This window comes from Nocardioides sp. BGA-UO-ETr-FS32 (assembly GCF_059567905.1).
This window is the reverse complement of sequence record NZ_JCAQOX010000013.1, coordinates 215,910-229,516: the sequence shown is the minus strand read 5'-3', so window position 1 is coordinate 229,516 and position 13,607 is coordinate 215,910. Positions and strand designations below refer to the sequence as shown.

At 71.6% G+C, this 13,607-nt stretch carries 12 protein-coding genes and 1 tRNA gene; 6 read left to right on the top strand and 7 right to left on the bottom strand.

Translation table 11 applies throughout. The features are described 5' to 3' along the window. Positions 1-8: 8 nt before the first annotated feature. Both AC57BS_RS06290 and AC57BS_RS06285 read right to left on the bottom strand, forming a co-directional pair. Positions 9-1,751 (bottom strand): ABC transporter, encoded by a 1,743-nt coding sequence (locus AC57BS_RS06290; RefSeq protein ID WP_496410587.1) that lies wholly within the window; start codon positions 1,749-1,751, stop codon positions 9-11. Next, positions 1,748-2,866: a PrsW family intramembrane metalloprotease gene (locus tag AC57BS_RS06285; protein ID WP_496410586.1), complete on the bottom strand. Its 1,119-nt coding sequence runs from the start codon at positions 2,864-2,866 to the stop codon at positions 1,748-1,750. The genes AC57BS_RS06290 and AC57BS_RS06285 overlap by 4 nt, the downstream gene beginning before the upstream one ends. A 117-nt stretch (positions 2,867-2,983) precedes the next feature. On the opposite strand from AC57BS_RS06285, the gene AC57BS_RS06280 reads away from it, so the two are divergent. Together AC57BS_RS06280 and AC57BS_RS06275 are read left to right on the top strand one after the other, a co-directional pair. Then, positions 2,984-4,354 (top strand): aminopeptidase P family protein, encoded by a 1,371-nt coding sequence (locus AC57BS_RS06280; RefSeq protein WP_496410585.1) that lies wholly within the window; start codon positions 2,984-2,986, stop codon positions 4,352-4,354. Between the two features lie 55 nt (positions 4,355-4,409). Further along, entirely contained in the window at positions 4,410-5,471 is a 1,062-nt protein-coding gene (locus AC57BS_RS06275; RefSeq protein ID WP_496410584.1) for a methyltransferase domain-containing protein, read from the top strand. 3 nt (positions 5,472-5,474) lie between these two features. On the opposite strand, the gene AC57BS_RS06270 is transcribed toward AC57BS_RS06275, so the two are convergent. Both AC57BS_RS06270 and AC57BS_RS06265 read right to left on the bottom strand, forming a co-directional pair. Continuing rightward, positions 5,475-6,077, bottom strand: coding sequence for a hypothetical protein (locus tag AC57BS_RS06270; protein ID WP_496410583.1), 603 nt, complete (start codon positions 6,075-6,077; stop codon positions 5,475-5,477). Positions 6,078-6,105: 28 nt separating this feature from the next. Next, positions 6,106-6,768: a hypothetical protein gene (locus AC57BS_RS06265; RefSeq protein WP_496410582.1), complete on the bottom strand. Its 663-nt coding sequence runs from the start codon at positions 6,766-6,768 to the stop codon at positions 6,106-6,108. Between the two features lie 259 nt (positions 6,769-7,027). Between AC57BS_RS06265 and AC57BS_RS06260 the strand changes: the two genes are divergently transcribed. From AC57BS_RS06260 to AC57BS_RS06250, 3 genes are all read left to right on the top strand, one after another. After that, a complete protein-coding gene (locus AC57BS_RS06260) occupies positions 7,028-8,419 on the top strand; it encodes a dicarboxylate/amino acid:cation symporter (protein WP_496410581.1) in 1,392 nt (463 codons plus the stop codon). A 316-nt stretch (positions 8,420-8,735) separates the two neighbouring features. Next, positions 8,736-10,430: an MSCRAMM family protein gene (locus AC57BS_RS06255; RefSeq protein ID WP_496410580.1), complete on the top strand. Its 1,695-nt coding sequence runs from the start codon at positions 8,736-8,738 to the stop codon at positions 10,428-10,430. A gap of 58 nt (positions 10,431-10,488) precedes the next feature. Then, positions 10,489-10,561: transfer RNA gene (locus tag AC57BS_RS06250), tRNA-Arg, on the top strand. A 168-nt stretch (positions 10,562-10,729) separates the two neighbouring features. Here the strand turns inward: AC57BS_RS06250 and AC57BS_RS06245 are convergent. Further along, positions 10,730-11,302 carry a hypothetical protein gene (locus tag AC57BS_RS06245; RefSeq protein ID WP_496410579.1) on the bottom strand — a complete coding sequence of 191 codons (573 nt, stop codon included), beginning with the start codon at positions 11,300-11,302 and terminating at the stop codon, positions 10,730-10,732. A 295-nt stretch (positions 11,303-11,597) separates the two neighbouring features. On the opposite strand from AC57BS_RS06245, the gene AC57BS_RS06240 reads away from it, so the two are divergent. Further along, positions 11,598-11,732: a hypothetical protein gene (locus AC57BS_RS06240; RefSeq protein ID WP_496410578.1), complete on the top strand. Its 135-nt coding sequence runs from the start codon at positions 11,598-11,600 to the stop codon at positions 11,730-11,732. A 15-nt stretch (positions 11,733-11,747) separates the two neighbouring features. Here AC57BS_RS06240 and AC57BS_RS06235 read toward each other — a convergent pair whose 3' ends face one another. After that, complete coding sequence (locus AC57BS_RS06235) at positions 11,748-12,776, bottom strand: adenosine deaminase (RefSeq protein WP_496410577.1); 1,029 nt, start codon at positions 12,774-12,776, stop codon at positions 11,748-11,750. A gap of 12 nt (positions 12,777-12,788) precedes the next feature. Further along, complete coding sequence (locus AC57BS_RS06230) at positions 12,789-13,571, bottom strand: DsbA family protein (protein WP_496410576.1); 783 nt, start codon at positions 13,569-13,571, stop codon at positions 12,789-12,791. Between the last annotated feature and the right edge of the window lie 36 nt (positions 13,572-13,607).

Here is a 13,607-nt window from a genome sequence, read left to right as displayed (position 1 = left end):
CCCCAACCCTAGGGCGCGTCCGCGTCCGTGTCCGAACCCGTAGGGGTGTGCGCTGCGGCATAGCGCAGGTCGTCGACCTTGCGAGCCGCTGCGCGCATCCGGTCCGGCGTCTCCGGCGCGATCTGGAGGCTGTCGAGGAGGTCGGTGTAGCGGCGACGCTCGGCGTCGAGCAGCTCGTGCATCGTGGCCTCCAGCTGGAGGCGGGCGCGCTCGGCGAGCGAGCGGACGGCCTGGTCGCCGAAGACGGCCTCGAGGAGCTTCTGGCCGAGCACCGCGGACCCACCGGCGATGCCCGCCTCGGCGCCCGTGACACCCGCGGTGTGGGCGAAGACGACGACCATCAGGGCGACCGACAGACCGTTGACGCCGAAGGCGAGGAAGCGCGCGGTGGAACGCTTGTCGGCCCCCTCCGTACGGACCATCTCCAGCACGTCGGACTGCCAGTCGCGCACGGCCCGCTCCGCGCGGCGGCGGAAGTCGCGGGAGGCGCGGCCGAGGTCCTCGCCGGCGTCACGCATCAGGACCTGACCGGCCGCGGTGCTGCGCCACGACGCCTCGGCGCGCTCGGCTGCGGCCTCGGCGTGCTCGAGGATCAGCGTCTCGAGGCCGGACTCGACCGCGACGCTGACCCGCTCGGCCTGCTGGGGCTTGCCCTTGACCGCGTTGACGACGCGGTCGCGCAACCAGCCGACGCGGGTCTCGAGGCTGCGGAGCAGCTCGCCGGTGCCGACGAACTCCTGCCAGCGGGCGAGCACCTCCCCACGCAGCAGCGAGCCGTCGGCCGACGCCTCGCCGACCGCGGTCACCGCGCGGTCGTAGGCCTCGTTGGCGTCCTCCCGGAGCCGGCGCACCGCGTCGACCTGCTCGGTGGCGGCGTCGGCGACGGCGTGCGTACGCCGACCGAGGGTGCGGATGGCGCCGTCGAGGGTCTGCTGGACGACGGAGGCGCGCGCCTCCTGGTCGTCGGCGAGCGCCCGGAGCCACTGCCGGATCTCCAGGATGTCCGGCGCCGGCAACAGCCCGAGCTCGGAGACCTCGCCCTCCTCGACGACGAAGAGCGGGGAGTCCTTGAGACCCCTGCTGGCCAGCATCCGCGCGAGGTGGGTGGAGATCGTGTCCACCGCGTCCGGGGCCGTGCGGTCGAGGACGATGGCGACCGCGGCGGACCGCTCCGCGGCCTTGCGCAGGAACTCCCACGGGACCTGGTCGGCGTAGCGGGCCGCGGACGTGACGAACAGCCACAGGTCGGCGGCGGCGAGGAGCTGGGCGGCGAGGACGCGGTTCTGCTCCTCGACGGAGTCGATGTCCGGCGCGTCGAGGATCGCGAGGCCGGGTGCCATCGCCGGCGACGGCACCAGCTGGAGCGCGCCGGGGTCGTTGGTCTGCCGGTCGACGCGCTCGAGCTCGGGGAGCAACCGGTCCTGGCCGAACCACTTGGCGTCGTCGGGGTGGTGCACGAGGACGGGCGAGCGCGTGGTCGGACGCAGCACGCCGGGGGCGGTCACGCGGGTGCCGACCAGGGAGTTGACCAGCGTCGACTTGCCGGCGCCGGTGGACCCCCCGACGACGGCGAGCAGCGGTGCCTCGAGGGTCATCAACCGCGGGATCACGTAGTCCTCGAGCTGGTCGACCATCTCCGCCCGGGCCGCACGCTGCTCGGCGGCACCGGGGAGCTCGAGCGGCAGCCGCGCCTCCTGGAGGGCACCACGCAGCCGCACCAGGGCCGTCACCATCGCAGTGGTGTCGCTCATCGGGTGGGTACCACCTGTCCGGGGAAGGAGATGTAGGGGCGGATCCGGCGCAGCTCCTCGACGTGCTCCTGACCGCGCACGGAGAAGTCGTCCGGTGCGGTCCCCCGCAGGTAGCGGTGGTGGAGGTAGCCGAGCTCGATCGCGACGGCCTGGTACTCGCGCATGCCACGCTCGGCCTGCTGACCGCCGTGGTGGCGTGCCCAGCGCCGGGCGTGCCGCCGCGCGGGCAGGTCGACGAGCCACGGGATGTCGGTGGCGGGGAGCAGCCCGCGGTCCGCGGCGTCCTGGAGGGCCTCGGTGAGGAGGGGGCGTTCGGAGCGGCGTCGGTAGACCGCGAAGGCGACGACACCGACGAAGGCCGGGAACATCAGCGTGCCGTAGACGACGAGGAAGTCATCCGTGCCCGACAGCGTCGAGGAGTTCCACACACCGTGGAGGAAGGCGGCCAGGACGAAGCCCGCGACGGGCGCGAGCACACGTACGACGCCGCGGCGCGACGCGATGGCGAGCCCGACCCCGATGCCGATGAACGCGGTGAAGAAGGGGTGCGCGAACGGGCTGATGAGGCACCGCACGACGAAGGTGACGGTCAGGGCGGTGGTCCCGCCCGGGCCGAGGCCGTCGGTGCCGTCGTAGGCGGCAGCGAGGTAGAGGATGTTCTCGGTGTAGGCGAACCCGACGCCGACCATGCCGGCGTAGACGATGCCGTCGAGCACCCCGTCGAGCTCGTGGCGGCGCCACCACAGCAGGAGCAGGAGGAACGCGCCCTTGGTGAGCTCCTCGGTGACCGGGGCGACCACGGCGAGGCTGTCGCGCTCGCTGGCACCGCCGACCAGCCCGAGGCCCTGGAAGACGAGCGCCGCGCCGGTCGCGGCGAACGCGCCCCAGAGCAGGCCGGCGACGAGGAGGTTGCGCGGCTCGGGCTCGTAGCGGTCGAGCCACATGAAGCAGCCGACCAGCGGGCCGACGGGGACGGCGGCGACCAGCGCTGCGAGGGCGAGGGTGCCGGGCGCCCCGGAGAACGCGACGACGGCCGCCATCACGACGCCGCCGAGGAGCACGAGGGCCGCGACCACCACGGTGAACGCGACACTGTCGCGGCGGCCTCTCTGCATGGGCCCGACCCTAACGGAGCAGGCCCCTCGCGCCCGCCTCGCCGCACCCCTTGGGGCGGCGGCTGCGGGGCGTCGCCTCGGGGACTTCGCACCCCCCGCCGGGCGTACAGTGACCGCGTGAGCGAGCAGACGACCCCCGAGAGCACCGAGCCCAAGACCGAGTCGCACGACCCCGCCGTGCCGGCTGCCTACGCCGCGTTCATGCGCAAGGGCTGGGGCGACCGCGAGCTCGACGTGCCGCGCCACCCCGTCGCGGACCTGGCCGCTGCCCGCCGCGCGAAGCTCACCGAGGCCTTCCCCGATGACCGCCTGGTGCTGCCGGCCGGCACCTACAAGGTGCGCGCCAACGACACCGACTACCGCTTCCGGCCCGACACCGCGCACACCTACTTCACCGGCAACCAGACCTCCGACGCCGTGCTGGTGATCGAGGACGGCGAGTCCGTGCTCTACGCCCGCCCGCGCTCCGACCGCGACACCGACGAGTTCTTCCGCGACCGCCAGTACGGCGAGCTGTGGGCCGGCCGCCGCCCGTCGGCGCAGGAGATCTCCGACTCGCTCGGCATCGAGGTGCGCCACGTCAAGGACCTGCCGTCGTTCGGCGACGATCGCAAGACGCGCGACCTGACCAAGGACGAGGACCTCGCCCGCGTCGCCGACGAGCTGCGGCTCGTCAAGGACGAGTGGGAGGTCGGCGAGCTGCAGGAGGCCTGCGACATCACCACGCTCGGCTTCGAGGACTCCGTGAGCGAGTGGGACCGGGTCCTGGAGTTCGGCGAGCGCTGGATCGAGGGCACCTTCTTCCGTCGCGCCCGCGCGATGGGCAACGACATCGGCTACGACTCGATCTGCGCCGGTGGATCGCACGCCACGACGCTGCACTGGATCGACAACACCGGCTCCATCGAGCCCGGCAAGCTGGTGCTGCTCGACATGGGCGTGGAGGGCCACAACCTCTACACCGCCGACGTCACCCGCACGCTGCCGGTCGACGGCACGTTCACCCCGCTCCAGCGCGAGCTCTACGACCTCGTCCAGAAGGCGCAGCAGGCGGGCATCGACGCCGTACGCCCCGGCGTGCCTTTCCTGGCCGCCCACAACGCGGCGATGGAGGTGCTGGCGCACGGCCTCGCCGACATGCAGCTCCTGCCCGTCTCCGCGGAGGAGGCCCTCGATCCCGAGTCGAAGCTCTACGCGCGCTGGACCCTCCACGGCACCTCGCACATGCTCGGCATGGACGTGCACGACTGCGGCCGCTCGTCGGCCGACATCTACCCCAAGGGCGACCTCGCCGAGGGAATGGTGCTCACGGTAGAGCCGGGCCTCTACTTCCAGGAGGACGACCTGCTCGTCCCCGAGGAGCTGCGCGGCATCGGCATCCGCATCGAGGACGACATCCTCGTGACGGCCGACGGCCACCGGAACCTCTCGGCCGCGCTCCCCCGCACGTCGGCCGACGTCGAGGAGTGGATGGGCCGGCTCCGCTGAGGTGGACTGCCACCACTACGACGCCTTCCGGTGCCGCTCCTGCACGCTGCTGGAGGTGCCGCGCGCCCGACAGCTCTCCGACAAGGAGCAGCACGCCCGGTCGCTGGTCGACGCACCGGCGTGGCTGCCGACCGTGGCCGGCCCGGAGGCCGGCTTCCGCAACAAGGCCAAGATGGCGGTCGGCGGCACGGTCGACGCGCCGACCCTCGGCATCCTCGACCGCGACCTGGCCGGGGTCGACCTGCGTGACTGCGGCCTGCACTCCCCCGGCCTGACGGCGGCCCTCGACAGGATCGCGGGCTGGGTCAGCGACGCCGGCCTGGTGCCCTACGACGTGGCCGCACGCACGGGTGAGCTCAAGCACGTGCTGCTCTCGGAGTCGCCCGACGGCGAGATGCTGCTCCGGCTGGTGATGCGCTCCACGGCGCTGGAGGCCCGCGTACGGTCCCGCCTGCCCGCGCTGCTGGAGGCGGTGTCCGGGCTGCGGGTGGTGACGATCAACGTGCAGCCCGAGCACAAGGCGGTCCTGGAGGGCGAGCGCGAGATCGTGCTCACCGAGCACGCCACCCTGCCGATGCGCCTCGCCACCGGCGTGACGCTGCGGCTGGGACCGCGGTCGTTCTTCCAGACCAACACGTTCGTCGCCGAGGCGTTGTACGACCAGGCGCGCGCGTGGGTGGACGCGCTGCCGGACGTCCGCACCGTGTGGGACCTCTACTGCGGCGTCGGCGGCTTCGCCCTCCACCTCGCGGCGCCCGGTCGCGACGTGCTCGGCGTCGAGGTGTCAGCCGATGCCGTCGACGCGGCTGCCATCACGGCGGCCGGGATGGACGTGGCCGCGCGGTTCGTCGCGGCGGACGCGACGGCGTACGCCCTGGCCTCGCCCGAGGTGCCCGACCTCGTCGTGGTCAACCCGCCCCGACGCGGGATCGGCGCCGACCTCGCGGGCTGGCTGGAGGCGTCGGGCGTGCGCCACGTCGTCTACTCCTCGTGCAACGCCGAGTCGCTGGCGCGCGACCTCGCCCTCGTGCCGTCGTTGCGGCCGGTGGAGGCGCGGGTGCTCGACATGTTCCCGCACACGACCCACTACGAGGTCATGGTGCTGCTGGAGCGGTGAGCGTCAGCCCCGGTGGATCCTGGGTCCGGTGCCGGTGCTCATCAGGCGCACCGTGTCGCGGTGGCCGTCGTCCACGGTGGACGCGAGGACCGCGGGGTCCGTCGTGGGAAGCGGGGCGAAGGCCTTGACGCCCAGCCGGACCCAGCGGGGCGACGAGAGGCACGCCGTGGGCACCGACGCCGCGACCAGGTCTTCACTGGCGTCGAGTCGTGCCCGGAGGCCGCGACAGTCGATCTGCTCTCCGCGCCGCGCGAGTGTCGCGCGCGTCCGACGTCCCTCCTCCGCCTTCACCTCGAGGTGGAACGAACCTGCCCCGGTCCGGACGAGGATGCGCGTGGAGTGCTGCTGCATGCCCGCGAGGTCGCGGAAGTGAACCGTGACGGCCAACCGGTTCTCTCCGTGCGCGCCCACCGTGCGGACGACGTCGGCCGGCGACGGGTCGGGCGGCGGTGGGAGCTCGGCGTCGTCATCCGCGAGCCAGCCGACGACCACCGCGTCACCTGCCGGGTCCTCGGACACCACCTTCGCTGCATGCGCGGAGGTGGGGATCAGCAGGGCGACGGGCGCGAGGAGGGCAGCCGGCCTGACGCGTCGACGAGTGAGCACAGGGTCCGTCCTGATCATGGCGCCGCGCTCAGCCCCGGCGGACCTTCTGGCTCCGGCCCATGCTCTTCTCGCTCAGGCTCGAGCGGAACGCGTCGTCGGCCCATCCGGCGAGGTTGACCGAGCCGTCGCCGATGGGGGTGACCTGGACCCGGAAGGCGCCGGACGCGACCTGGATCCAGCGAGGCTTGCCGATGCAGGCAGCGGGGAACGACACCGTCACGGTCTCGGCCACCACGTCGTAGCGCCCGCGCACCGAGCGGCAGGGGCGCGGACGCACGGGGCCCTCGCTGGCGACGACGACGGCCGGGAAGAGGTGGGCGTACCCGGTTCCGTCCGCGGACCGCGAGGCCGACAGCGAGTAGCGCCCGTCCGGGGTGAAGAAGCGCAGGTCGAGGGAGTGCTCCGCGTTCTCGACCAGGTCGCGGAAGTGGGTGGTCACCGTCACGCGCTTCGCGTGCTGGATGGTCGTGCGGGTGATGTCGGTGGCCGTCTCGGCCGGCGCGTCGAGGAAGGCCGGCTGACCCTCGGTCTCCGTCCCGAAGAGGAACCCTCCCAGCTCGGAGGCGAAGTTGAGCGCCTTCGCGTCGCCGACGGCGTCGTCGACGGTCGCCTGCTCGGCGTGGGCGGCAGCGGGCAGGAGCAGGGCGACGGGCGCGAGGACGGCGACGAGCCGTGTGGCGAGGCGTGACATGCCGTGAACCCTAGGTACCCGGCACCTCGGCTGTGACCGGAACCACGGAATCAGTGGCCGCCACCACAGGTTGTGCCGGTCGTGTGCACCAACCTGACAGTCGGAGACCTGCTGACGCAGCGCCGTGCCGTCGACCTCGCCCGCACCGAGAGCGCGCTCTGTCGCCATCGACGCACTGCCTGACCCGTCGACATCCCGACATCCGCTGCGTCCACCGTCCGCCTCCCGTCCGGACGGTCCCGAAAGGTTGCCCTCCAGCATGAGTACTTCTGTCATCGAGCCCGAGAAGCGGACCCGCTTCACGCTCCCATCCTTCGGCGTCCAGGTCCTGCTCGGCCTGGTGCTCGGCGTCGCCCTGGGCCTCGTCGCCCGCAGCATGGGCGCGGACGGCGTCGACGCCACGACCGGTGAGATCGACCCCAACTGGCTCACCGAGACCCTCGCCACGGTCGGGGGCACGTTCGTCACGCTGCTGCGCGCAGTCGTCCCGCCGTTGGTGTTCCTCGCGATCGTCGCCTCGATCGCCAACCTGCGCGACGTCACCGGCGCCGCGCGCCTGGCGTGGCGCACCCTGGCCTGGTTCGCCATCACGGCGCTGATCGCCGTCGTCATCGGCATCGTCCTCGGCCTGGTCCTGCAGCCCGGCGACCACACGAGCGTCACCTCCGACGCGGCGTCCGTCCCCTCGACGACCGGCTCGTGGCTCGACTTCCTCACCGGACTGGTGCCGGCCAACGTGCTCGGGCTCGAGGGCTCGGCGTCCGGCGACGGCTCCGTGGGCCTGTCCTTCAACGTCCTGCAGATCCTCGTGGTCTCCATCGCCGTGGGCATCGCGACCCTCAGGGTCGGCGACGCCGCCGAGCCGTTCCTCGCGTTCGTACGCTCCGCGCTCGCCGTCGTGCAGAAGGTCCTGTGGTGGATCATCCTGCTCGCCCCGATCGCGACCGTCGGCCTGCTCGGCAACGCCGTCGCCAGCTATGGCTGGGACGCCCTCGGCTCGCTCGGCATGTTCACCGTCGCGATCTACGCCGGCCTGGCCCTGGTGATCGCCGGCGTCTACCCCGCGCTGCTCCGCCTCCACGGCCTCTCGGTGCGGCAGTTCTTCTCCGGCGCCTGGCCGGCCATCTCGCTGGCCTTCGTGTCGCGATCGTCGGTGGGCACCATGCCGCTGACGGAGTCGGTGACCGAGCGCAACCTGGGCGTCCCGCGCTCGTACGCCTCCTTCGCCGTGCCGCTCGGCGCGACCACCAAGATGGACGGCTGCGCCTCGATCTACCCCGCGATCTCGGCGATCTTCGTCGCGCAGTTCTTCGGCCTCGACCTCTCGGTCACCGACTACCTGCTGATCGCCTTCGTCTCGGTGATCGGCTCGGCCGCCACCGCGGGCGTCACCGGCGCGACGGTCATGCTGACGCTGACGCTGTCCACCCTCGGCCTGCCGCTCGAGGGCGTCGGCCTGCTGCTGGCGATCGACCCGATCCTCGACATGGGCCGCACCGCGGTCAACGTCACCGGCCAGGCGCTGGTGCCGACGATCGTCGCCAAGCGTGAGGGCATCCTCGACCAGGAGGCGTACGACGCCCCGCGCGGGCGCACCGTGTGGCGCGAGGAGTCCGCGCGCACCGAGGACTCCGCGCGGGCCGCTGCCTGACGACGCGAGCGCACCTCACCGGGCCGCCGACGGACACGTCCGTCGGCGGCCCGTCTGCGTCCGCACTGGTCTGGACTGGTCTGGACCCGCGGCGAGTCTGTCGGCCCGCTTGACCGAAGTGACAGGACTTGCGGGGAAGCAGGGTCGAATCGTGACGCCTGCGACGGCGCACCCCTACGGGTGGGCGGGTCACGATCGGAGGTCCTAGCACTTCCGCACGGCCGCAGCGCGCGCGCCGAGACCCGATCCTTCGGGCACCAGGCCCCGACCTCCACGTCGACCGCGACCGAATTCCTTCACGCAGGGAGCTTTCGGCATGCATCCACACCTTCGCACCCACCGGACCAGGAGGGCAGCCGCCGTCGGCGGCGCCACCCTCCTGGTGATCGCCATGGCCTCGACGGGGGCCTTCGCCAGCCACGCCGAGGCCTCGCTGGCCGGCAGCAACTTCGAGATAGACGTCGACGCCAACCTCAAGGTCGACGACGCCGCCCCGCCCTCGCTCGACTGGGCCAACGTCCCCGAGACCCGTGCGACCGACAAGGTCAACGGCACGGGCGACGACTCCTACGCCGGAGGCGTCAAGGAGGACACGTCGTGTCCCGGCGCGGTCACCGACTCGATCCCACCCAACAAGAGCGACCTGCTCAGCTTCCACGTCTACCGCGAGGCCGGCACGGGTGGCCACCCCGGCTTCCTCAACCTCGCCTGGAGCCGCGTGTCGGAGCCGAGCGGCACGACGCTGATGGACTTCGAGTTCAACCAGTCGAGCGAGAGCTGCGCCTCCGGGCCCAACAAGGTACGCACCGCCGGTGACCTGCTGCTCGAGTACGCCATCGACCAGGGAGGCTCGCGCGCCGACATCACCGCCCGGACCTGGTCCGGTACGGCCTGGGGAGACCCCGCGGACCTCGACATCCCGTCAGCAACCTGCGGCGGCAACCCGTGTGCCGCAGGCACGATCAACTCCTCGCCGATCCCCTTCGCCGAGTCCGACGGGCTCATCGACGCCGGCTCGAAGCAGGCCCGCACCTTCGGCGAGGCGCAGCTCGACCTGCGGTTGATCTTCCAGGCCAACAAGTGCTCGTCGTTCGGCAGCGCGATGCTGAAGAGCCGGTCCTCCGACGCGTTCACCTCTCAGCTCAAGGACTTCGTGGCACCGGTCGGCATCAACCTCACCAACTGCGGCAAGGTCGTCATCCACAAGCAGACGATCCCGGAGGAGGACCCGAACGTCACGGACTTCGGCTACACCAAGGCCTTCGGGACGGACCCCACGTCCGCCAACACCTTCACCCTGAAGGACGACGGTGAGAAGGTCTTCAACGGTGTGCTCTTCGGCACCGGCTACACCGTGACCGAGGACGTGATCCCGACCAACTGGGCCTTCGACAGCGTCGACTGCTCGGCGAGCGTGGGCGTGACACCGACGTTCGACGGCGCCGAGGTGACCTTCGACATCGACGCCGACACCGACGTGCTCGAGTGCACCTACTACAACGAGCTCCAGCTCGGCGCCCTGAAGATCCTCAAGAACAGCACCAAGGGCGGAGCGGTCTCCACAGCAGGCGCCGTGTTCTCCTACACCGGCGGCACCGTGACCGACAACGGGACGGGTGACTCCGACCCCGACATCGGTGAGGTGTGCGTGCCCGGGCTCGCGACCGGCAACTACACGGTCAACGAGACGACACCGCCCCCCGGGTACGGCGGCGCCACGCAGACCAACGTGGCGGTGACGGTCGTGACGGGCACGAACTGCTCGGACAACCAGCCGACCGGCACGGGCGTCGCGACCTTCGTCAACGCCCCGCTGGCCGATCTCCAGGTCAACTTCCGGGACGGCGGGTCGGGTGAGACCAGCCTGGTCGGGGCCATCTCCTGCACCAACACGGGCGTCACGGCAGACACCACCACCGCGACCGGCTGGGACGACTCGGCGACCTACGCCGGCATCAAGATCGATCCGTCGCCGCGGACGATCACCTGCACCATCGTCATCGACCCGTAAGGGTCATCGGGGGGAGCAACGGACGGGCTGGGCGCTGCTGGGATACTGGCGGCGCCCAGCCCCCGTGGCGCAATGGATAGCGCAACGGCCTTCTAATCCGTGGGTTGCAGGTTCGAGTCCTGCCGGGGGCGCTGTGTCTGCGCTTCTGCCCGACACGCCCCTCCGCCTCCCCGACCCCGCGGCCTGGCCACGTCAGGATGTGGCCAGGCCCCGCCACGTATGAGGTAGCGGGGCCGAGTACGTGCCGAGCGGCCCGGCGTCGGAGGAGCTCGTCCCCCGACCCCGGGCCGTCGCGGCGATCAGACGCCGAGGTTGAGCAGCCCCAGGATCTGGTTGAGCAGGGTCTGCAACTGGCCGAGGAGCCCGGCGAGCGGGCCACCGTCGAGCAGCCCTGCCACGGCGCAGAGCAGATTGCCCAGCAGGTTGCCGGCCCCCGCCACGGCGACGATGTCGAGCACGACGCGCTGGAGCTTGATCTCCAGCCCCAGGACGTTGAGGTCGAGGGGACCCAGCACCAGGTTGAGGATGTCGCAGGCGGCCGCACTGGACGCCATCCGTCCGTCGACGAGCGACTGACCGTTGATCTTCTTGACGGGGATCAGCTTCACGCCCGAGAACTTCGTGTTGGGCCCGGCGTCCTTGATCACCCCGCGCAGGAAGCCCTTCATGTAGAGCACACCGTCGCGGTCGACGGTCTTGATCGGGGTGAACGAGCCCCTGACGCGGTCACCGTTCGAGGTGCGACCCACCACCTTGCTCGTGATCTTGCCGAGGTCGGACTTGCCCACGACCGAGCGGCTCGAGGTCTCGGCGGCCGAAGCAGTGCCGACGGTGAACGAGGTCAGTCCGACGGACATCGCCAGAGCGATCACGAATCCTCCGGCGAACCGCCGTGCTGCATGTGTGATGTGTGGCATTTTTCCCTCCGAGTTTTGAAACGCCTCCCGCAGGACGACAGGCGCCGCCCCCAGCTGCCGACGGTAGGCACGGTCGACCTCTGCCGGTCATACCCCAACGGGCTAGGACACGTGTCCGACTGGCGTTTACCCATCGAGGTACCGCCCTGAGGGTGGGCGACGCTCATGCGGCACCTCCGCACGGGTACCGGTCCCGGGATCGTCCCCCAGATCGCACCCGAGAAGACCGAGGAACCCGATGACGTACGACATGAGCACGACCCTGATGACCGTGATCGGCGTGCTCGCCGCGATCGGCGCACTCCTGTACGTCATGGCCGTCCTGGACCCCACCAGCACGCCGAAGCCGTCGCACCGCGCGGAGCGGCGACGCGTGGAGTCCTGACCCGGAGGTCAGCGGTCAGCGGCTCCCGGCGTACGCCGCGACGTGGTCGTCGATCTCCGCACCGATGCGCGCCTTGACGTCGTCGGGGGCGAAGGACGCGTCCACCGCGGCGCGGGCCAGGTCGGCCACGCCGCGCTCGTCGAGGTCGAGCAGGCCGGCGGCCACCTCGTAGTCGTTGTTGAGCGTGGTCGCGAACATCGGCGGGTCGTCCGAGTTGATCGTCACCGTCACCCCGGCCTCCACGAACCTGCGCAGCGGGTGCGCCTCGATCCGCTCGACGGCCCCGGTGGCGATGTTGGACGTCGGGCAGACCTCGAGCACCACCCCGGTCTCGGCGAGGTGGGCGAGCAGCTCCGGGTCCTGTGCGGCGGAGACGCCGTGGCCGATCCGCTCGGCGCCGAGCAACCGCAGCGACTCCCAGACCGTCTCGGGACCGGTCGTCTCGCCCGCGTGCGGCACCGACCGCAGGCCCGCGGCGCGGGCTCGCGTGAAGTGCTCCTCGAACTGTGCCCGTGGCACCCCGATCTCGGGACCGCCCAGCCCGAAGCCCACCAGGGCGTCGGTGCGGTGCTCGAGCGCGTACGCGAGGGTCGCGTCGGCCGCCGGGATCCCGGACTCGCCGGGGATGTCGTAGATCCACCGCAGCACCAGGCCGAAGTCGCGCTCGGCCGCCACCCGCGCGTCCTCGATCGCCTCGGTGTAGGCCTCGATCGGGATGCCGCGCAGCACGGACGTGTACGGCGTGCAGGTGAGCTCGGCGTACCGGAGGTGCTGGCCCTCGGCCATCTCGCGCGCCACCTCGTAGGTCAGCAGCCGGACGTCCTCGGGCGTGCGCACCAGGTCGACGACCGCGAGGTAGACCTCGATGAAGTGGGCGAAGTCGCGGAAGGTGAAGAACCTCCGCAGCTCGTCGAGGTCCGACGGGACGCCGGCGCCGGGGTGGCGCGAGGCGAGCTCGGAGACGATCCGCGGCGACGCCGACCCGACGTGGTGGACGTGCAGCTCGGCCTTGGGGAGACCGGCGATGAAGGACGTGAGGCTCACGCCCGCAGTGTGTCAGCCCGTCGGCCCGACCATCGCCTCGGCGATGTCGGCCAGGGTCTCGCCCTCGACCCGCTCGCCGTCGACGAGGACCGTCGGCGTCGAGTCGACGTCGGCGTCGCCCGCCGCGTCCCCGGCCGCCTCGACCCAGCCCTCGAAGGCCATGTCCTCGATGCCGGGGCGTACGGCGTCCTCCTCGGCGCCGGCCTCGACGGCCCACTCGACGAGCTGGTCGTCGTCGGGGAACGGCCCGGACTCGGACGGCTGGTTGTCGAAGAGCAGGTCGTGGAAGGCCTTCGCGACGTCGGGCCCGGACTCGTCGAGCACGACGGCGAAGGCGTTGGCCGACGCGGGCGAGTAGTCGCTGATCCGGTCGAGGAACGGGAGCGGGCGGTACTCGACGTTGACCTCGCCCGCCTCGACCGCCGCGTCGAGCTGGTCGCCGACGGTCTGCTCGAGCTGGCCGCAGAAGGGGCAGAGGAAGTCCTCGTAGATCACGATCTCCTTCGGGGCGTCGGCCTCACCGACGAGCAGCCCGTAGGTGTCGGTCGCGCCCTCCGGCGGCGTGTCCGGCTTGTCCGAACCGAGGTTGGTGACGAGGAAGTAGCCGCCGACGAGGAGGACCAGCACGCCCGCGATCAGGCCGAAGCGGGTGAGCTGCTCCTTGCGCTTGGCCTTCTTGCGCCGCTCCTCGGCCTCCGCGCGGGCGCGCTCGGTGCGCGCGCGCCGTGCCTCCCGCCTGGCCGCGGTCGCCGCCTTCTCCTCAGCGCTCCTGTGCGAGCTCTTCTTCTGCGCCATCGAGGCTTCCTTCGTCGTTCGGTGTGGTGATCTGCA